Here is a 20698-nt window from a genome sequence, read left to right as displayed (position 1 = left end):
CGCCCGGCATGACATCAGAAGTGCCAGTAACTCATCGCCAGCCCTAAAAATAGCACCAGGCCAACGTAGTTATTGTTCATAAAGGCTTTAAAGCAGGCTTCACGCTCACGGTTCGCAATCAGTTTTTGCTGGTAGACAAACAGCGCGCCCGCCACCAGCACAGCCCAGTAATATCCCCATCCCAGACCATTCAACCAGCCGATCAGCGCCATTAACGCCATGACGCCAAGCTGCAGAATCCCGATAATCAATGTGTCATAACGACCAAACAGGATCGCAGTCGATTTAATGCCTATCTTGATATCATCATCTCTGTCGACCATCGCATATTGCGTATCGTAAGCCACCGCCCAGAGAATATTGGCGAGGAACATCAGCCAGCAGCTCAACGGCAGGGATTCGCTCACCGCGGCGAACGCCATGGGGATTGACCAGCCGAAAGCGGCCCCCAGCACGACCTGCGGCAGGTGGGTGTAGCGTTTCATAAAGGGATAAACCCAGGCCAACGCCAGCGCCGCCACGGAAAGCAGAATCGTCATGGCGTTCAGCGTCAGCACCAACAGAAACGCCAGCAGCACCAGCACCACAAACAGGTTGCGCGCCTCTTTCTCTGTCACGGCGCCGCTGGGTAAAGGCCGGTTGACCGTACGTTTTACATGTCCGTCAAATTTACGATCGGCATAATCATTTACCACGCAGCCCGCCGCGCGCATTAACCACACGCCAGCGACAAAAACCGCCAAAATCCACAGCTGAGGCATACCCGGCGTCGCCACCCATAGTGCCCAAAGCGTCGGCCAGAGCAGCAGCAACGCGCCAATAGGCTTATCTGTACGCATCAAACGGTGAAACGCCAGCAGCTTACTCTGCGTCAGACTCCACTCCATCTTTATCTTCCTCTCAGTACAGCGGCGATGCAGGTAAAAAAAGCTCGGTAAGCAACAGCGGTTTTCCGCTCAACCGCAGTCGAGAGCGGCGCCCCCACAGCGTTGCATCGCGTCCAATTTCAATAAAATCGCGGGTCAGTGTCGATGATGTAAATAGATAACGTCCAAGCGGGGTTTTACCCAGATGTTGTAAGACCTGTTCAGGTCCGCACAGCGTGGATTCCGGTACCACGGTACGTCCGGCAAGCCAGGGCTCGCCGTCAGCGCAAAGCAGTATCTCACGTAACCAGTAGCGGGATTCTGATGGCAGTAAACCTGATGCTTCCTCGACCTCACTTTGGCCGACAAACGCTTCCCGAATCAGCGTCACGCTTACCCGCTTTCCCTGCTGCTCAAAACGTTTAGTCATAGAATCTTCCAGCAACAGCCAGTCCAGCAAATGGGGTTCAAGCGCAGGAATCGCATCAAAATAGCGCAGCGCACGCAGTCGCGTTAACGCAGGGTGTGACATGCCTTACTCTCCGATTCATAACCTAAAGTCATTGTATCTCAGAAAAGACATTACGGGGGGCGCAATCACAATTAAGTGATCTGTTGCGCAACAAAAAAATAACAATTCGCATGAAATGACAAAAAAAGGTGCGCCAGGAGACGCACCAGTTGCTGCAAAATCAGCACTGTGGGGAAACAATTACCCCTTGCCTTTTACACTGCTGATAAAGGTGGAACGGGCAGATGTCGATCCCAGACGTTCGGCCTCATCAAGCAGTTTCAGCGCTTTATCGACGTCGCCTTTCGCTACGGCATCCTTAATCGCTTTATTAAAGTAGCTTTCCGTATCGTTCAACATCGGTTCGCTTTTCTTCGGCGCGACTGGCGCTGGCGCAGCGACCGGCGCGGCGGTATTGCCTACCGTTACCGGCCCGGTACCGGACGAGCCAAACAACGGCCCGACCAATACGCTGGAGCTACTGTTGGTTTTCACCTTCAGTTTCACCACGCCGTCAGTGGTATGGCGAGCAACTGGATCGGGAATATCCGGGATAGAGTTGCCGACGCCTTTGGCATAGGCTTTTGCCGGATCGAGCAGCGTAGTGGTTTGCTGAAGATCTTTTTCGGTCGTAAACACCAGAACATAGAGTTTCTGCTGCCCCAACGCAGGCGTCAGGCGCATCACGCCTTCCAGCCGGTCTGCGCTCATGACGCCCGGCTGCTGATAAGTAAAGTAACTGCTGGGGAAGAACGCCGAAGGCGTCATATTTTGGTCAAGAATCAACACGTTTGGCGCAAAAACGCTGGCTTGCTTATTGACCTCGCTGGTCAGAGTTAATGTCAGCTCGCCGATATTCGCCGGAACGCTATAAGCGGCGACCGGGCCGGTAATGCCGGCGACGTCAAGGCGCTGGCCGCCAGTCGCCAGTTGGGTAGACTGCGTTTTTGACTGATCTACAGGCGTCCAGGTTAATTGCTGTAGCGCAGCAGCAGGAATAGCGGGCGCGGCGCTGGTATTTTGCGGTACATAGTTCACTTCCGCCAGGCTGATACCCGGCACGCTGGCGAACAGCCCTGCGGTTAAACAGAGGGCGACGAGACTTTTCTTCATTTTCATTATTCTCACCTCAATAAGGCGGGTTCAGCGGTAGCCAGGCAATAGCGCGCCAACCCAAACATATCGCCGAATGGCGGCTGGCGCCTTATTCGGCTTACAAGCATCATCAGACCTGATGTTTCAGAGGGGCTTGCGCCCCTCGTTACGTCAGATGACCATCGTATTACCACCAGATTTCCATCTGGGCGCCGAAGGTCCACTCATCGCTATCGCCACGGCTGTTGGTGGAAATGCCGGAGTTAGTCGCTGCGGCATAACGGGAAATGTTATCGCCGTCTTTGATATAGCCCCATTTCTCATCCCATTTCGCGTAGGTGGCGAAAATACGGATAGCCGGACGCGACCAGATGCTGTCGCCCGCCTGCCACTGTTGCGCCAGGGTGATTTTATATTGATTGTTACGATCGCCGGTCTGCTGAGATTTCACGTTGTCGTAGCCGACTTCCAGCAGGGTACTCATGATTGGCGTCCACTTGTACATTGGACGTACGCCCACGGTCCACCACTCAGTACCCAGGTTATTATCCCAATCGATATTCTGGTACATACCGACGTACATCAAATCCCATTTATCACCAAGCGAGATGGCGCCATGGTCCAAAATACGCCACATATCGCCATTATTATTGATGACCTTATTGGCATAATTAATTTTGGTTCCATCAGGCAATTCTTCAGTGAAAGATGAAGAACCGTCGGAACCGCGCGCCTGGCCTTTACCCTGCGTGGTCATGGCATCGGTGGCATATTGCACGACAAACTTGTTATAGCCTTTCAACATGCTTTGCGTGTGTTCGGCGGTGAACATCCAGCCGTCTTTCGATGCCCCATCAGCCAGCTTATAACCATCGGTCGTATTGGCGCGGCCGTAATCAACGCCCAGCTCCAGTACGCCGTCCGGGTTCGTTTGCAGACCAGCCAGACGTACGTCAAAGACGTCGTTAGCGGTATCTTTCACTTCATCATAAATATTCTGGCTGCTGAAGGTGTAAGAGCCGCCCGCTTCAGTAGACCGGGTCGCCGCCAGTGAAAGCTTACCGAAGCCCAGATCGATATTTTCGATACCTGCGCCAGGACCTGAAATATCCCAGTAGTAGAAGTCGATCATGTGTACGTCATGACGCTGATAGAAGCGCTTACCGGCCCAGATGGTAGAGCCCGGCAGCCATTCAATCAGGTTTTTACCCTGCACGTTCGCTTCGCGGAAGGCGGGATCGGTCGATTCCCAGTCGTTCTGCTGGTTAACCGAATAGGCGACGTTGGTGTCGAAATAGAAGCTCTTATCGCCCTCTTTCCACACTTCCTGGCCCAGTTTCAGTTCCGCATAGGTTTCACATTCGTTACCGAGACGGTATTTACTTTGTGCACCGGTCACCTGGAAACACTGTTGTTCGCCGCCGCTTCCCGTCCAGCCAATACCGGAACGGGCGTAACCGTGGAAATCGACAGCCATTGCCTGAGCGGACATTACGCCCGCTGCGACAGCAACCGCCAGTGGGAGTTTGCGCAGAGTAATCATCATTCTATCTCCTGAGATCATTGCTTTTCTTTAAACGCTGCCACCTTCTAAAACTGCGAATGGTTTTGCGTTTCGTTTTTTTATGGAGGCCTTAAACACCCGGCTCTTGATGCAGACGACGACATGCGCTGCCATCCTCGCGGAACAGATGACAGCGCTCTGGCGGCAGGCCGATAGCGAATGTGGCGCCCTCTTCTACCAACACCACGTCATTCTGGCGATAAACCAGGTTTTGACGGATGGCGGGGATCTGGATATGAATTTGTGTTTCGTGCCCTAACTGCTCGACCACCTGGACTTCGCCTTCCAGGGTGACATCGGCGATATCGCTCGGCAGCAGGTGTTCCGGCCGAATGCCTAAAGACATATTGGCGCCGACCTGCACGCCGCGACTTTCGACCGGCAGCCAGATTTGCTGGCGATTCGGCAGTTCGACCTGGACTTGTTCAATCGCGGTGGCGGTCACTTTCACCGGCAGGAAGTTCATCTTCGGCGAGCCGATGAAGCCCGCGACAAAGCGGTCCGCCGGATAGTGGTACAGCTCCAGCGGCTTACCGACCTGAGCGACGCGACCGGCGTCCAGCACCACGATTTTGTCGGCCAGCGTCATCGCCTCGACCTGATCGTGGGTGACGTAAATCATCGTGCGGCCCAGACGTTTATGCAGGCGAGAAATTTCAATACGCATCTGCACGCGCAGCGCGGCGTCCAGGTTAGAGAGCGGTTCATCCAGCAAAAACACACGCGGCTCCGCCACCAGCGTGCGGCCAATCGCTACGCGCTGACGCTGCCCGCCGGAAAGCGCTTTTGGCTTACGTTCCAGCAGATGCGCCAGTTGCAGCACTTCCGCCACCTGGTTGACGCGTTGATTCATTACCTCTTTTTTGGCGCCCGCCAGCTTGAGGCCGAAAGACATGTTTTCTGCAACGGAGAGATGGGGATAGAGCGCATAAGACTGGAATACCATGCCCACGCCGCGCTCGGCAGGCGGAATATCATTCATACGGGTTTCCCCGATAAACAGGTCGCCACTGGTGATGGTTTCAAGCCCGGCGATCATACGCAGCAAGGTCGATTTACCACAGCCTGACGGTCCGACAAACACCACGAACTCCCCGTCATGGATATCGAGGTTAATATCTTTCGATACCACCACGTCACCCCAGGCTTTCGTTACATTTCGTAGCTGTACGCTCGCCATGCCCTTCTCCCTTCGTTACAACCTGTCATTGACAGCAACATTCATGATGGCCTGACTATGCGCGATCCCTGACTGGGGTAAATCCTCCACCCCCGGCTTTTTTATGGGGGAGGAGGCGGGAGGATGAGGACACAGCGCCTGAGACCACGGGCGCGAACAGAAAAGGAATTTCGTGATGCCACCCGCAAAAATCGGCGTGTTTTTGTGTGCGCCAGCACGCATTACTCACATTTATGCAACACAGATCACATAAAGTCGGGGTGGGGCGTAGGGGTAGGGAGGATGGAAAGAGGTTGTCGTATAAAGAAACTAGAGACCGTTAAACCACCTCTGTGTACATCACCAAAAAGGATGGGAGATATGAAGATTAAAACTGGCGTAGGCATCCTCGCATTATCCGCACTTACGACGATGATGATTTCCGCCCCGGCTCTCGCCAAAATTGAAGAAGGTAAACTGGTTATCTGGATCAACGGCGACAAGGGTTATAACGGTCTGGCCGAGGTCGGTAAAAAATTTGAGCAAGACACCGGCATTAAAGTGACCGTTGAGCACCCGGATAAGCTGGAAGAGAAATTCCCGCAGGTGGCAGCCACCGGCGACGGTCCTGACATTATCTTCTGGGCGCACGACCGTTTTGGCGGCTACGCGCAGTCTGGTCTGCTGGCGGAGGTCACTCCGGATAAAGCGTTTCAGGACAAACTCTATCCGTTCACCTGGGATGCGGTACGTTATAACGGCAAGCTGATCGCCTACCCCATCGCCGTTGAAGCCCTCTCCCTGATTTATAACAAAGACCTCGTCCCGAACCCGCCGAAAACCTGGGAAGAGATCCCGGCGCTGGATAAAGAGCTAAAAGCGAAAGGGAAGTCGGCGATAATGTTCAACCTGCAAGAGCCGTATTTCACCTGGCCTTTGATCGCCGCTGACGGCGGTTACGCGTTCAAATTTGAAAACGGCAAGTATGACGTGAAAGACGTTGGCGTCGACAACGCCGGCGCGAAAGCGGGCCTGACTTTCCTGATCGATATGATCAAGAACAAAAATATGAGCGCCGATACCGATTACTCCATCGCCGAAGCAGCCTTCAATAAAGGCGAAACGGCAATGACCATCAACGGTCCGTGGGCATGGTCGAACATCGACAAGAGCAAAGTCAACTACGGTGTCACCCTGCTGCCGACCTTCAAAGGTAAACTCTCGAAACCGTTCGTCGGCGTGCTGAGCGCGGGAATTAACGCTGCCAGCCCGAATAAAGAGCTGGCGAAAGAGTTCCTCGAAAACTACCTGCTGACCGATCAGGGTCTGGAAGCGGTGAACAAAGATAAACCGCTGGGCGCCGTGGCGCTGAAATCTTTCCAGGAGCAGTTAGCGAAAGACCCCCGTATCGCCGCCACCATGGATAACGCCCAGAAAGGCGAGATCATGCCGAATATTCCGCAGATGTCCGCCTTCTGGTATGCGGTACGTACGGCTGTGATTAACGCCGCCAGCGGCCGTCAAACCGTGGATGCCGCGCTGAAAGATGCACAAAGCCGTATCACTAAGTAATGCCGCGAGCCTGTGCCGGATGGCGGCATAAATGCCTTATCCGGCCTACAACACACCGTAGGCCTGATAAGCGCAACGCCATCAGGCACATCTCCGGCCAGGAAGTTTCAACGCTGTAGAGGAAAATCCCCATGGATGTCATTAAAAAGAAACACTGGTGGCAAAGTGACCAGCTTAAATGGTCAGTAATTGGTCTGCTGGGCCTGCTGGTGGGTTACCTTGTAGTTTTAATGTACGTACAAGGGGAGTATCTGTTCGCCATCATGACGCTGATTTTAAGCTCTGCTGGCCTGTATATTTTCGCAAATCGTAAAACCTATGCCTGGCGCTACGTTTACCCTGGCCTCGCCGGCATGGGGCTATTTGTGCTATTCCCGCTGGTGTGCACCATCGCTATCGCCTTTACTAACTACAGCAGCACCAACCAGCTCACCTTTGAACGCGCCCAGCAAGTGCTGATGGACCGTTCTTATCAGGCAGGAAAAACCTATAACTTCGGTCTTTACCCGAGCGGCGACGAGTGGCAACTGGCCCTCACCGACGGAGAAACGGGCAAACATTACCTGTCTGACGCATTTTCCTTCGGCGGCGAACAAAAATTACAGCTGAAAGAGACCGATGCCCTGCCGGGCGGCGAACGCGCCAATCTGCGAATAATCACCCAGAACCGTCTGGCGCTGAACCAGATAACCGCCGTCCTGCCGGATGAAAGCAAAGTGATTATGAGCTCGCTGCGTCAGTTTTCCGGTACCCGTCCGCTGTACACACTGGCTGATGACGGCCTGCTGACCAATAACCAGAGCGGCGTAAAATACCGGCCAAACAACGATAGCGGTTATTATCAGTCGATCAACGCCGACGGAAGCTGGGGTGATGAAAAACTCAGTCCTGGTTATACCGTTACTATCGGCGCGAAAAACTTTACGCGCGTCTTTACCGACGAAGGGATCCAGAAGCCCTTTTTCGCTATCTTCGTCTGGACCGTGGTCTTTTCGGTCCTCACTGTGGTGTTAACCGTGGCGGTTGGGATGGTATTGGCCTGCCTCGTACAGTGGGAAGCGCTGAAAGGTAAAGCTATCTACCGCGTCCTGCTGATTCTGCCCTACGCCGTACCGTCGTTTATTTCAATTTTGATTTTCAAAGGGTTATTCAACCAAAGCTTTGGTGAAATCAATATGATGCTGAGCGCGCTGTTCGGCATTAAACCTGCCTGGTTCAGCGACCCCAACACCGCGCGGGCAATGGTGATTATCGTGAATACCTGGCTGGGCTATCCCTACATGATGATCCTGTGCATGGGACTGCTGAAAGCGATTCCGGATGACCTGTACGAAGCCTCCGCAATGGACGGCGCCGGTCCATTTCAGAATTTCTTTAAGATCACCTTACCGCTGCTGATTAAGCCGCTAACGCCGCTGATGATCGCCAGCTTCGCCTTTAACTTTAATAACTTTGTCCTGATTCAGTTATTGACCAACGGCGGGCCAGACCGTCTCGGCACCACCACGCCTGCCGGTTATACCGATCTACTCGTCAGCTACACCTACCGTATCGCCTTTGAAGGCGGCGGCGGTCAGGACTTCGGTCTGGCGGCGGCCATTGCCACGCTGATCTTCCTGCTGGTAGGCGCGCTGGCAATAGTGAACCTGAAAGCCACGCGTATGAAGTTTGATTAAGGGAGATAATAACAATGGCTATGGTCCAACCCAAATCTCAGAAACTGCGTCTCTTCATCACGCACCTGGGGCTGCTGATTTTCATCGCGGCGATTATGTTCCCGCTGCTGATGGTCATCGCTATCTCGCTACGTGAAGGGAACTTCGCCACCGGAAGCCTGATCCCGGACAAAATCTCCTGGGAACACTGGCGGCTGGCGCTGGGTTTCAGCGTGGAACATGCGGATGGTCGGGTAACGCCGCCTCCCTTCCCGGTCCTGCTGTGGCTGTGGAACTCGGTGAAAATCGCCGGTATTACCGCCATCGGCATCGTGGCGCTCTCCACCACCTGCGCCTACGCTTTCGCACGAATGCGTTTTCCAGGTAAAGCAACACTGCTCAAAGGGATGCTGATTTTCCAGATGTTTCCGGCGGTTTTGTCTCTGGTAGCGCTGTATGCGTTATTTGATCGCCTGGGACAATACATTCCATTTATCGGTCTGAATACGCATGGCGGCGTGATCTTCGCCTATCTTGGCGGCATCGCGCTGCATGTCTGGACGATTAAAGGCTACTTCGAAACTATCGACAGTTCGCTGGAAGAGGCCGCCGCGCTGGATGGCGCAACCCCGTGGCAGGCGTTTCGCCTGGTGCTGCTGCCGCTTTCCGTACCGATTCTGGCGGTGGTGTTTATTCTGTCGTTCATCGCAGCGATTACCGAAGTTCCGGTCGCCTCGTTGTTACTGCGCGATGTGGACAGCTATACGCTGGCCGTGGGTATGCAGCAATATCTCAACCCGCAAAACTATTTGTGGGGCGACTTTGCCGCCGCCGCCGTCCTTTCAGCTATTCCTATCACCCTGGTGTTCCTGTTGGCGCAACGTTGGCTGGTCAACGGCCTGACGGCTGGGGGTGTGAAAGGTTAAGTTTTATCGAAGTACCTGCCCGGCAACGGGCAATGCCACTGCCCTCAAGTTATGTTATCCCCACTTATGGTCGTATTTTGGCGCTCTTCGGAGCGCTTTTTTTATGCGTTATAGACAGCAGCTGATTTATTGCCACGCCATACGTCCGTTACGGTGTGGCGACGCCTATTCTCGCCGTAGTCGGTTCGAATTACATAACCACAACGTGATAACCAACAGGAGGATCGCCGCCGAATAGAGTAATACATCCATTGGCGTTTTATGATCGACAATGATCAGGCGCACAATCGCCGTGATCCCAATGTACACGAAATAGCGCAGCGGAAAGTGAAAGCCAGACTTAAAGTACTTCACAATCAGCGCAATAAATTCGAAATAAAGAAAGTAGATCACCAGCCCTTCCACCAGTTCATATTTGCTGGCTTGCTCAGGCACGAATAATGCATCCGCCAGATGAACCGTCTCTTTACCGAGAAAAACGACCAGGATCAGGCCGAGGGTAAGCAGCCCCAAATTTAGTACGTTTTGTAAAATCGTGGCGATAAACTCAAGACGTGAGCGCGATAATGGCATCATAACAGCCCCCTCTTTCTCTGCGGCGAGGTTTCTGTATAACGCACAAATGTGACGGGCATCTATATTTTTTATTTATGTTTATATTTTGTTCAATAAGATAATTTGCCGGATAGCGCCGTGAACGCCTTATCCGGCCTGAGTATTAACGGAAATTTACGCTCCTGTCACTGGTCATATCATACAGGCCAAACTTACGGCCAAGCTGTTGACCACCGTCACGCGTCAGCGGCGTCCAGCCAATTGCCGCACGACTTCGGGTTGGGCCGGACGAGAAGATATCCAGCGGCACGGAAACATATACGCCTTTGGTAAAATCCCCTTCCCCATATTCATCCGGCGACGCATCGGTAATCGTCGCGTAACCGCCGACAACGACGCCGCTATCGAAGCGTTTGGCGATCTCCAGCGTACCGCCTTTATCGCCCGCCAGATACTGACCAACGCTGGCTTTCACCAGCACATCCTGGGCGAACGACGGCGTCCAGTATGCGGTCAAATGTCCGGTCTTCACGCTGTAATCGGTAAACTTCATCATATCCTGCGCGCTACGCCAGTCACGCTGTTTCACGTAGTTGGCATCCAGGCCAAACGCCCAATTGCTGTCTACCGGGCGATACAGGACTTCCGCCCCGGCACCGCCAAACATGGTCTCCAGATAACCGCCATAGACCTGCCCATAGAAACCATTGCCAAAATACTGGAAGTAGTTGGCCTGTAGGTTATTCACATAAACATCGTTCTGCACATACTCACGGACATGCGTACGCACCCGCGGCAGATGCGAGTCCTTCGGCGGATTGGTGTAGTTAAATTTGTCGTAGTTGTTGGCGATATTGGCAAACACGCTGCCCGTGGTGAGCAGATGATCCGTGACCCACAGATCCGCAGTTCCCATTACGCCCAGCTGATACATATAGAAGTTTTCCGGGCCGCCTACCGACTGATTCAGCACGGGATCAAGATGAAAATCAACGCGCGACTTGTCGATATACCAACCCTGTTCAGTACTCTCTGGCACGATCGGCTCCACGCGTTTTTGCGCCAGCGGAGTTTCATGTCCCAGCGGTTCGCCTTCCAGATGGCGTTTCAGGCTGGCGACATCGGTTTCAGTGGTGACCTGCGGCAGATTAAGGCGGTTTTCCGTCACGCGGATCGTGCGGATCCCCTCCGGCAGATCGTTCATGACGATCCGGTTAGCGCGCACGATCCCTTCACGGGAGTCGCGGTACTTCACCTGTTCGCCGGTAACGTACAGCGTATCGCCTTTGACCTGGATTTTCGGGTCCGCCAGACCGGCATTATATTTCAATAACGTTAATTGATTAGCCACTACCGAATGTTGCAGGATGGCATCCTGCGGCTGTGGTCGGTATTGCGGGCGTGAATTGTCATGATACGCGGGACGTAAATCGTTGAAATTGGTGCGCAGCGTAACGCCAAACATAAAGGTGTTGCCGCGCTCGTAGCTGAGGTTAACGTCGGCCCAATCGGTGACGCGGTAAATGGCGCCGACGTTAAACTTGCTCTTCTGTTCCAGTTTACCCGCAAAATCCTGCTGATAGTTATTGCCTTCATACTCCAGCTTCAGGCGTAGCGGTTGCCACGGGGTCTGGTATTCCACGCCGCCAAACAGCGAAGCCGGGCCGTGAAACATATCGCTACCGTCGACGGAACCTGCCTCTTTATAACTGTTATCACGCGAACAGAATTTATCACTATACGAACAGAAAGGATTAGACACATTGCCGCTGGTGCCAAGATAGCCCCAGCCGAGACCTAATGAAAAATCAAATGGCCCCCAGGCCTTACTCGCTACAATATATTCCGCATCAAACAGCCCCGTCCCGCCGATATCGCGCGCGCCAACCGCCACCTGCGGCATCCAGTAACTCTCTTCCCACAACCGCAGTTTCACATCAAACGCTTTATCTTTGTAAGTCTGGTCACCGGAGAATGATTCCACGCTGCTGTACTTTTTCGTACGGACATCGGTATAGCGCAACGTGGTTTCCAGCCACGGGAAAAGCTGAACCGAAGCCGAGTAGTAGCGGTACTGATCGTTATCGCGATAGTTCAGACTCATCTCCCCTTCACGCGCCATACGCGCTGTCGGCGTTTGCAGCAGGCCCACGCCGCCAAAGTCAGATTGTGAAGGTCCAACAGGGGCTGGATATGTTTCGGCATGGCAGGCCGCGCTAATACCCAGCGCCAGCACGCTGAGCAGATGTGTTTTTTTCATTATTCCGGTATCCGCTGCGTCAGGGTATGAAGAATGTCGGCATTTATCGCCTCCGGCGTGCCGCGCCAAAGGGAATCGGCAAAACCGACAAAAATAATGCTGCCGGGCATCGGCTCGATATGACGCTTATTCCAGTAAGCCACCGGCGCTTTTTGGCTGCGTCCATCAGGGTAAACCACCCAGGCATAGCTACGATCCGCGCCGCTGAGTAAGCGCTGATCCTCAAGATAACTGGCGACGTCCCGCCCAGGGACGAACGGCTGGCTGCCCGGCTGGCTAATCAAGCCAAAGAGCGTCACCTGCGTGGGTTGCGGCCCGACCCAGAGCGTGTAGTGACCTTGCAGCGGCGGGTTACCACGTTCGCTCACCCGCACCACGTCAGGATCAAGATTCACGAATTGTCTGCCCGTCACCTTCACCGCCTGAATCTGTCGGCGCAGTGTGTTTATCGCCGCCGCCGCATCGCCGTCTTCCTCAGCGCCGAGCGCCGCCAGTCGCCCGAGAAGTTCCTGCTGCTGCTGACGCGCCGTCACGGTCGCCTGTTCTTCGCCTATCACCGCCGCAGGCCACCAGCTCGTTGCCAGGCGCGGCTGTCCGACTAAATCGAGCAGACGCTCAGCGTCTGTCAGCGTTTTAGGCTCGCTATTACCCTGGGTAAAAACGGTAACAGTGCCGCTGGCAAAGGCGGATGACGCGACAAAGGCCAGCGCCAGCGCGCTTATCGTCCTTTTCATCATGATTTTGCCGCCTTAATCAGCGTGGTTTTCACCGGAAAGTAATTCGCGCCCAGATACTGTTCCGTCTGGCGAATTTGGCCTTCGCTATCAACCCAGTAGCGATTACGCCAGCGCGTTTGATCGGTCGTCACTTCTTCATCCAGCACCCGCACGGCGGTCTCTTCACTGCCGACGCTAACGCTATCGGTCCCTCGCCATGTAAAAACGGAACGGGCGGTGGCGTAACGCACCTGGCGATGTTCGGTCCAGCCCAGGGTGCGAGTCCAGGTCGCGCCATCGATAATCTGTCCTGGTTTCGCCAGCGGGTCGGTCGCCAGATTATTCACATCGATCAGGTTGTCGCCGCCGAGCAGAGTTTTGACCAGACGGCCATGCTGCGTCACGATCGTCGCGCCATCCTGCGTCACCCATTTCTGCTGCCCGTTTTCCGAGAAAGCGAGCACCACAAACAGTTGAGGACCGCCGTTAAGCTGCATGTACTGGCTGGCATACGGCATGTTTTGAATATCGTTATCCGTTAGCTGTACGCCTGGCGTACCGAACAAACTGTCCCACAGTGAATCGCCCAGGCCTTTAGTGGTGGCCGAACACGCCTGTAATAGCAGGCAAATCAGGATAAGTGCGAGTCGCTTCACGACGCTTCTCCAGAGGGGCAAAATAACCACACCGGAGTGTGGTTATGGTTAAACGTACCGATACTACTGGGTACTGGTGGTCGTGGTGGTCGTGGTCCCGGTATTGGAACCATCGCCGCCGCCGGTTGCCGCTAACGCGACGCCCACCGCCGAACTTACGGTGCTAACGCTGGTGGCGGAGGAGCTTCCCGCCGATACCGACGTCGCTGCCGACCCTGCCGCTTCACCCACCTGAACGGGGGCTGCCGAGACAGATGTCGCCGCAAGCGCGGTTATGGCAAAAATGCCATACAGTACTTTTTTCATCATAATTTCCCTTCATTGAATGAATGGAGATTTACCCAAAAGAATTTCGGGCGCTACCGAGTATACACAACCAAAGCAGGCGGATTATGTCCGGGAGAAATAACATCGAAGTTTTAGGATAATTAAACTTTAAAGAAGTAACGCCTACATTATTTAATTAACAAACAAATAAAATCAATAAGTTAAAATTAAACTAAAAGACATCAGCATCCGTATAATCTGAAAATAACGCAGAGTGATTTTCTGGTTATTGCTTATTTTAGGATTAAGCTCAATATAAAACTGTGGGGATAAAGACGGACAAGCGGAATTATCTTATAAAAAAAGCCGATGTGAATATCGGCCTTTTTATTATCTTATTCTCTTTTTGCCGGATGGCGGCGAAACGCCTTACCCGGCCTACAGACGCTATGCATTACGTAGACCGGATAAGCGCAGTGCCATCAGGCGCGCCAGGCTTTATAACGGTTAATCAGACCGTTAGTAGAGCTATCATGGGACGAAATAGCTTTATCATCGCCCAACTCCGGCAGAATACGGTTAGCCAACTGTTTACCCAACTCAACGCCCCACTGGTCGAAAGTAAAGATGTTCAGGATGACGCCCTGCGTAAAGATTTTATGCTCATACAACGCAATCAGTGCGCCCAGGCTGAACGGCGTAATTTCGCGCAGCAGGATAGAGTTGGTCGGGCGGTTGCCTTCAAACACTTTGAATGGCACAACGTGTTCAAGCTGCGCCGGATCTTTACCCTGATCGCGATATTCCTGCTCAACCACCTCGCGGGATTTACCAAACGCCAGCGCTTCGGTCTGCGCGAAGAAGTTAGACAGCAGCTTCTGATGATGATCGGATAGCGGGTTATGGGTGATAGCCGGGGCGATAAAATCACACGGCACCATTTTAGTACCCTGGTGAATCAATTGATAAAACGCGTGCTGACCGTTGGTGCCTGGTTCGCCCCAGATAATTGGGCCTGTCTGGTAATCCACGGCGTTGCCGTTACGGTCAACGTATTTACCGTTGGATTCCATGTTACCCTGCTGGAAGTAGGCGGCGAAACGGTGCATATACTGGTCATACGGCAGAATGGCTTCGGTTTCCGCGCCGAAGAAATTGTTGTACCAGATGCCAATCAACGCCAGCAGAATGGGTAGGTTTTTCTCCGCCGGAGTGGTGGAGAAATGCTTGTCCATCGCGTGCGCGCCGGAAAGCAGCTCGACAAAGTTGTCGAAACCGACGGACAGAATAATGGACAGCCCGATGGCAGACCACAGCGAGTAACGACCACCGACCCAGTCCCAGAACTCGAACATATTGGCCGTGTCGATACCAAATTCGCCGACCGCTTTGGCGTTGGTGGAGAGCGCAGCAAAGTGTTTCGCCACGTGTTTTTCATCGCCTGCAGTTTTCAGGAACCAGTCGCGCGCGCTGTGGGCGTTGGTCATGGTTTCCTGGGTGGTGAAAGTTTTCGACGCGACCAGGAACAGCGTGGTTTCAGGGTTCACTTTCTTCAGCACTTCAGCGATGTGGGTACCATCGACGTTAGAGACGAAGTGCATAGTCAGATGATTTTTATACGGACGCAGCGCTTCGGTCACCATGAACGGGCCGAGGTCGGAACCGCCGATACCGATGTTCACCACGTCGGTGATGGCCTTACCGGTGTAGCCTTTCCACTGACCGGAGATAATTGCTTGCGAGAAAGTTTTCATCTTCTCAAGTACGGCGTTCACTTCCGGCATCACATCTTTGCCGTCCACAATGATCGGCGTATTGCTACGGTTACGCAGCGCCACGTGCAGCACGGCGCGGTCTTCGGTGCGGTTGATCTTCTCGCCGGAGAACATGGATTTAATCGCGCCGGCCAGATCGGTCTCTTTCGCCAGATCCTGTAATTTTGCCAGCGTCTCTTCGGTGATGCGGTTTTTGGAGAAATCCACCAGCATCAGATCGTCAAACGTCGCGGAAAATTTAGCGAAACGGTCGCTATCGTTCGCGAAAAGCTCAGCGATCGTAACGTCTTTCATTTCATCGTAGTGTTTCTGGAGCGCCTGCCAGGCAGAAGTCTGCGTTGGATTGATGTTTTTCATTAGCAATACTCTTCTGATTTGAGAATTGTGACTGGGATCGATTGTAACGCCAGTCACAGAAAAGTGTGATTGTTTTAGTGCCGTTGCCCCAGGCACTGTCGAATGAGGATAAAAAGTATATACCCTAAATAATTCGAGGTGCAGAAAGGCGGCAAATGGGTATCGGGGTTATAAGCGCTGTTACTGAGCCTAAACTCAGCATAAAAAATCCGCATAATCCCAACGTTGACAGTCCAGGCCACAACTTTTATTTATAAATACGTTACTTGCATTTGCGCCTGCACCGGTTTCTGTTCTGCCCTTGTGCCATGGTCGCGTTTTTCATTTCCTGACACGAGGTTGATATGACAGAGATCGTTGTTTCCAAATTTGGCGGTACCAGCGTCGCTGATTTTGACGCCATGAACCGTAGCGCGGATATCGTACTTTCCGACGCCAATGTTCGTTTAGTCGTGCTTTCCGCGTCTGCCGGCATCACTAATCTGCTGGTGGCGCTGGCCGAAGGGATGGAGCCCGGCGAACGTTTCGCTACGCTCGACGCCATCCGTAAAATCCAGTTCGATATCCTTGATCGTCTGCGTCATCCGAATGCCATTCGCGAAGAGATTGAACGCCTGCTGGAAAACATCACTATTCTGGCGGAGGCGGCATCGCTGGCGACATCGGCAGCCCTGACCGATGAACTGGTCAGCCACGGCGAGCTGATGTCTACCCTGCTATTTGTTGAGATCCTGCGTGAACGCGACGTACAGGCCCACTGGTTCGACGTGCGCAAAGTGATGCGTACCAGCGATCGCTTTGGTCGTGCGGAACCGGACGTCGCAGCGCTTGCGGAACTGGCCGCGCAGCAGTTGCTCCCGCGCCTGAGCGAAACGTTGGTCATTACTCAGGGCTTTATCGGCAGTGAAAGCAAAGGCCGCACCACGACGTTAGGCCGCGGCGGCAGCGACTATACGGCAGCGTTGCTGGCTGAAGCGCTCCATGCCGCGCGAGTTGATATCTGGACAGATGTGCCCGGTATTTACACCACCGACCCGCGCGTAGTGCCCGTCGCGCAGCGAATTGATGAGATCGACTTTGAAGAAGCGGCGGAGATGGCAACCTTCGGCGCAAAAGTACTGCATCCAGCCACCTTGCTCCCGGCCGTACGCAGCGATATCCCGGTCTTCGTTGGCTCCAGTAAAGATCCGCAAGCGGGCGGTACGCTGGTGTGCAATAAAACCCAAAACCCGCCGCTGTTCCGCGCGCTGGCGCTGCGCCGCAATCAAACGCTATTGACGCTGCACAGCCTGAATATGCTGCACTCACGAGGTTTCCTGGCAGAGGTGTTCGGCATTCTGGCACGGCATAATATTTCGGTAGATCTGATTACCACTTCGGAGGTGAGCGTCGCGCTGACGCTGGATACTACCGGCTCCACCTCCACGGGCGATACGTTACTGACCCAATCCTTATTGATGGAGCTTTCCGCGCTGTGTCGGGTAGAAGTCGAAGAAGGACTGGCGCTGGTCGCGCTGATTGGCAACAACCTGTCAAAAGCCTGCGGTGTTGGTAAAGAAGTGTTTGGCGTCCTGGAACCGTTCAACATTCGCATGATTTGTTACGGCGCCTCCAGCCACAATCTGTGCTTCCTCGTGCCGGGAGACGATGCCGAGAAAGTGGTGCAAAAGCTACATCAGAACTTATTTGAATAATCGCCCTGACACGACAGCGGGTGAGCGCTATCAGGCAATACGCTGCCGGATGGCGACGCAAGCGCCTTATCCGGCCTGTCGCAGCTCCCGGCGTATAGCGCTTGTCGCTATACGCCATACCCGATATCGCTTACAGCATACGCCGCTGGTGCTGTTTTTCCGTGTGGACCCGCTTAACGATTTTATAGATCCACTGCAGTGTTAAATTGTACTTTTTGGCCAGCTCCGCATAATTACGCCCATCGCACTCGCTGTAAATCTGATAATCCCGTTCCGAGGCCCGGCCAGAGATACCTTTGGGGAAATAAATGCTTTGCCCGCCCCAGTTGCGCATCATTCTGTCAGCAATTGCCTGACCGGCATTTTCGGCTGACGCGCTATCAATATTCATGCTTTCAATAAGCACCTGCGACGCATGAAACGCCAGATCGTTAATAATCTCCGGAAGCCGAACCATTTCTTTTGATTTCTGAATCATATTTTATCTCCATATCCAGCACCATGCTCCCCGTGACGGCACCAAAAAGGGAAGCGTAAAAAACGGTGCAATAACTACTTATCAATACATTCAAAATATATATAAATATTTACTATCAACGGCATTTAATTATAAATTAAAAGAATGTTCAGTTTGCATAGCAAATGAAGTATTATAAAAAACCATCTTATAGTATTTTTACCAATTGATACGTGAACCTCCTACGATAATAACATTTATTTAACAAGTTAGCTTTCTTCATTGGAGGAAGAAAAAATCAAACTCTTACATTGCTTATTATTTTCCATATCTAAAAAAGGAAGTGGATTACGGGAATACTGGCGGCATGAGATTATTCGCAGGAATGAATTTTCATTATGTCGATTACTTATGCAGGCCAATAACAATCGCCGACGTAATTTTTTATTTTGGTGGCGTCTGGCAAATGAGATGTATATCTATGGTTCAAAAAAACAGAAAAAAACTGGATTATGGATTAATCGCAAACTAAATTCCAAATTTGGAATTGATATAGAGCTGGGAGCAGTAATCGGCTATGGTTTGGATATTCCGCATCACATGGGGATCGTCATCACGAAAAAGGCTCGTATCGGTTGTAATTTATCGCTTAAGCAAAATACAACAGTAGGGAACAAGCAAGGTTTAAAAGAAGATGATTTCATTATTATTGGCAATAATGTAGATATAGGAGCCAACACCTGCATTATAGGCTCTATTACTATCGGTGATAATGTTACTATTGGAGCAATGTCATTTGTAAATAAGAGCATTCCAGCAAATAGCATATATATTACAAAAAAAACATCAGAAGTAATCCCAGTAATAAATCACAAAAAATGGGATTAATCTAAATCTTAAGATTGCAATATTTTATAGACTTTTCTCGTCAGGTTAATAGACTAAAAATAAAACATTTCTTTTGTGAATGATTGTTAAGTTCATTCTCTGACCTGATGTCTACATCACTATTCTGATAGAGCGTTTAGTAAGGCCCGGTAGCGTAAACGCTATCGGGCATCGTTCTCGTAACATCACTGCAGTCTGTCCAACTCCGGGATACCTGCCTCCCGGTTGCCTGAGAAGATGGATAAAAATACTGCGGACCTCGCGCTTTAAACACTGAAGTGTTTAATCCAATTCAGCAACATAAAAACCACCAGAAACAAAAAGGGGAAATAAGATCACTCCCATCCCAACTCTTATTTTATATCTCCCCATGGAAATATAAAAGACAAAACAATCATTAAAACATTTATCAACTTACATTACATATATTAATAACATTATAAACAAATTAATTACATTCACATCTTGAATGTAATTAAACTTCAATAACCATATGAACACTAATTTTGTTGCAATATAAAGCACATTAAATATAGTGGAACATGGCTAAAAACACCTAATATTCACCGGGGAATATAATGATTATTGTTTCTGTGCTCAGACAAAGCAAAGACTTCACCACAAAACATGCTCAATGGTTACATAAGCAGCTCAAAGGTTATGATTCTGTTTGTTTAACAGATGCGCTAAAGATAAAAGGGGTAAATACAGCGCCTCTTTTGTATGATTGGCCAGGATGGTGGGCAAAACTAGAACTTTTCAATCCACTGCATCCTGTTCTTGGTAATGAGGATATTCTCTATATTGATATAGATAGCGTTGTTGTGGGAGATATTACTCCTCTGACAACTATGAAAAAAATAACATTACTTAATGACTTTTCTCAGCATGGTGCTTCAGTTGCGCCAGCAACAGGTATTATGTTTATTCCTGCACCCGCAAAAAAAAATGTGTGGGATGAATTTATGAAAAATCCTGAAAAGGAAATCAATGCCATAAGAACCCCGCCCTATCATGGCGATCAAGGATTTATCGGCAGAATATGTCAAGATGCTGAAAGATGGCAAAACATCTTACCCGGAAAAATTATTAGTTACAAAGCTAATATAGCAACACCAAAAATGATTGGTTTTAACCCTGAACTATACGATGGGACAGGTAATGGAAAATTACCTGACGGAGTAAGCATAGTCTGTTTTCATGGTTCCCCTCGCCCCTGGAACACAGCATTGCCTTGGGTGCCTTATTTTAGTTTAAAAAACACAATCCAAAGCAAAGTGAAACAATATAAGTTATCACTGCGTTAAAGCTTCCTTCTCTTCAATGCCGGCGCTTTTCTTTGCGCCACCAGAACCTCTATATGTTTCTAATACGGTAGCGTAAGCGCCATCGGGCGATGCGTTGCCGGATGGCGACGCAGGCGCGTCACCCGGCGGTTCCCGCGCCAGGCGCTGCCGGCGGAATACTGCTCAGGAATCCGCAACACCCTACTCGTCCCATCAACATGGGCAGCTTTCCCCTATTTATGCACTCCTCATTTTGAACCTCGTCACAAAACCACACGAAACAACATAAAGCAAAAACACAAATTAATCATTATATTTTAGTGAGTTACATTTGAAAATTGAGATCATTTGGTATAAAACCACCTTTTCATTGTTGCTTTATTTTGTTTTAGTTGGAATTATGATTGCACTACAACACAGATAACCCCCTTACCCTATT

At 51.5% G+C, this 20698-nt stretch carries 18 protein-coding genes and 1 pseudogene; 7 read left to right on the top strand and 12 right to left on the bottom strand.

The window, feature by feature from the left end:
- Positions 1-14: 14 nt before the first annotated feature.
- From ubiA to malK, 5 genes are all read right to left on the bottom strand, one after another.
- Positions 15-887 carry a 4-hydroxybenzoate octaprenyltransferase gene (ubiA, locus tag ACLJNW_RS13885; RefSeq protein WP_000455249.1) on the bottom strand — a complete coding sequence of 291 codons (873 nt, stop codon included), beginning with the start codon at positions 885-887 and terminating at the stop codon, positions 15-17.
- 13 nt (positions 888-900) lie between these two features.
- Positions 901-1398 (bottom strand): chorismate lyase, encoded by a 498-nt coding sequence (gene ubiC, locus ACLJNW_RS13880; RefSeq protein ID WP_000019230.1) that lies wholly within the window; start codon positions 1396-1398, stop codon positions 901-903.
- A gap of 180 nt (positions 1399-1578) precedes the next feature.
- A complete protein-coding gene (gene malM, locus ACLJNW_RS13875; RefSeq protein WP_000782497.1) occupies positions 1579-2496 on the bottom strand; it encodes a maltose operon protein MalM in 918 nt (305 codons plus the stop codon).
- Between the two features lie 163 nt (positions 2497-2659).
- On the bottom strand, positions 2660-4018 hold the full coding sequence (locus ACLJNW_RS13870; protein ID WP_000973678.1) for a maltoporin: 1359 nt from the start codon (positions 4016-4018) through the stop codon (positions 2660-2662).
- Positions 4019-4106: 88 nt separating this feature from the next.
- Positions 4107-5216, bottom strand: coding sequence for a maltose/maltodextrin ABC transporter ATP-binding protein MalK (gene malK / locus ACLJNW_RS13865; protein ID WP_000179176.1), 1110 nt, complete (start codon positions 5214-5216; stop codon positions 4107-4109).
- A 360-nt stretch (positions 5217-5576) separates the two neighbouring features.
- On the opposite strand from malK, the gene malE reads away from it, so the two are divergent.
- The 3 genes from malE (at position 5577) to malG (ending at position 9348) form a co-directional block, all read left to right on the top strand.
- The gene (gene malE, locus ACLJNW_RS13860) at positions 5577-6767 is read left to right on the top strand and encodes a maltose/maltodextrin ABC transporter substrate-binding protein MalE (RefSeq protein WP_024154484.1); all 1191 of its coding nucleotides are present in this window, start codon (positions 5577-5579) and stop codon (positions 6765-6767) included.
- 131 nt (positions 6768-6898) lie between these two features.
- Positions 6899-8443 carry a maltose ABC transporter permease MalF gene (gene malF / locus ACLJNW_RS13855; protein WP_000382570.1) on the top strand — a complete coding sequence of 515 codons (1545 nt, stop codon included), beginning with the start codon at positions 6899-6901 and terminating at the stop codon, positions 8441-8443.
- A 14-nt stretch (positions 8444-8457) separates the two neighbouring features.
- Positions 8458-9348, top strand: coding sequence for a maltose ABC transporter permease MalG (malG, locus tag ACLJNW_RS13850; RefSeq protein WP_001252081.1), 891 nt, complete (start codon positions 8458-8460; stop codon positions 9346-9348).
- A gap of 165 nt (positions 9349-9513) precedes the next feature.
- Here malG and psiE read toward each other — a convergent pair whose 3' ends face one another.
- The 6 genes from psiE to pgi all read right to left on the bottom strand — a co-directional run bounded on the left by psiE (position 9514) and on the right by pgi (position 15934).
- Positions 9514-9924, bottom strand: coding sequence for a phosphate-starvation-inducible protein PsiE (gene psiE / locus ACLJNW_RS13845; RefSeq protein WP_000982750.1), 411 nt, complete (start codon positions 9922-9924; stop codon positions 9514-9516).
- 142 nt (positions 9925-10066) lie between these two features.
- Entirely contained in the window at positions 10067-12163 is a 2097-nt protein-coding gene (locus ACLJNW_RS13840; RefSeq protein ID WP_000750804.1) for a YjbH domain-containing protein, read from the bottom strand.
- Positions 12163-12900: a capsule biosynthesis GfcC family protein gene (locus ACLJNW_RS13835; RefSeq protein ID WP_000977968.1), complete on the bottom strand. Its 738-nt coding sequence runs from the start codon at positions 12898-12900 to the stop codon at positions 12163-12165. Before ACLJNW_RS13835 ends, ACLJNW_RS13840 begins: the two co-directional genes overlap by 1 nt.
- Positions 12897-13535, bottom strand: coding sequence for a YjbF family lipoprotein (locus tag ACLJNW_RS13830; RefSeq protein ID WP_000824812.1), 639 nt, complete (start codon positions 13533-13535; stop codon positions 12897-12899). The genes ACLJNW_RS13835 and ACLJNW_RS13830 overlap by 4 nt, the downstream gene beginning before the upstream one ends.
- A 63-nt stretch (positions 13536-13598) precedes the next feature.
- Positions 13599-13841: an exopolysaccharide production protein YjbE gene (yjbE, locus tag ACLJNW_RS13825; protein WP_001541297.1), complete on the bottom strand. Its 243-nt coding sequence runs from the start codon at positions 13839-13841 to the stop codon at positions 13599-13601.
- Between the two features lie 443 nt (positions 13842-14284).
- On the bottom strand, positions 14285-15934 hold the full coding sequence (gene pgi, locus ACLJNW_RS13820; protein ID WP_000790037.1) for a glucose-6-phosphate isomerase: 1650 nt from the start codon (positions 15932-15934) through the stop codon (positions 14285-14287).
- 344 nt (positions 15935-16278) lie between these two features.
- On the opposite strand from pgi, the gene lysC reads away from it, so the two are divergent.
- Complete coding sequence (gene lysC / locus ACLJNW_RS13815; RefSeq protein WP_023204798.1) at positions 16279-17628, top strand: lysine-sensitive aspartokinase 3; 1350 nt, start codon at positions 16279-16281, stop codon at positions 17626-17628.
- A 130-nt stretch (positions 17629-17758) separates the two neighbouring features.
- Here lysC and ACLJNW_RS13810 read toward each other — a convergent pair whose 3' ends face one another.
- On the bottom strand, positions 17759-18106 hold the full coding sequence (locus tag ACLJNW_RS13810; RefSeq protein ID WP_000615248.1) for a Mor transcription activator family protein: 348 nt from the start codon (positions 18104-18106) through the stop codon (positions 17759-17761).
- A gap of 322 nt (positions 18107-18428) precedes the next feature.
- On the opposite strand from ACLJNW_RS13810, the pseudogene ACLJNW_RS13805 reads away from it, so the two are divergent.
- The 3 genes and pseudogenes from ACLJNW_RS13805 to ACLJNW_RS13795 all read left to right on the top strand — a co-directional run.
- Positions 18429-18655 (top strand): annotated as a pseudogene (locus ACLJNW_RS13805) (hypothetical protein); the annotation flags it as partial.
- 30 nt (positions 18656-18685) lie between these two features.
- Positions 18686-18973 carry a DapH/DapD/GlmU-related protein gene (locus ACLJNW_RS13800; RefSeq protein ID WP_001675416.1) on the top strand — a complete coding sequence of 96 codons (288 nt, stop codon included), beginning with the start codon at positions 18686-18688 and terminating at the stop codon, positions 18971-18973.
- A 578-nt stretch (positions 18974-19551) separates the two neighbouring features.
- Positions 19552-20280, top strand: coding sequence for a hypothetical protein (locus tag ACLJNW_RS13795; RefSeq protein WP_000587742.1), 729 nt, complete (start codon positions 19552-19554; stop codon positions 20278-20280).
- Positions 20281-20698 lie beyond the last annotated feature (418 nt).

This window comes from Salmonella sp. SAL4457 (genome assembly GCF_046548235.1).
Lineage (GTDB): Bacteria > Pseudomonadota > Gammaproteobacteria > Enterobacterales > Enterobacteriaceae > Salmonella > Salmonella enterica.
This window is presented reverse-complemented; position numbering and strand designations above follow the sequence as displayed.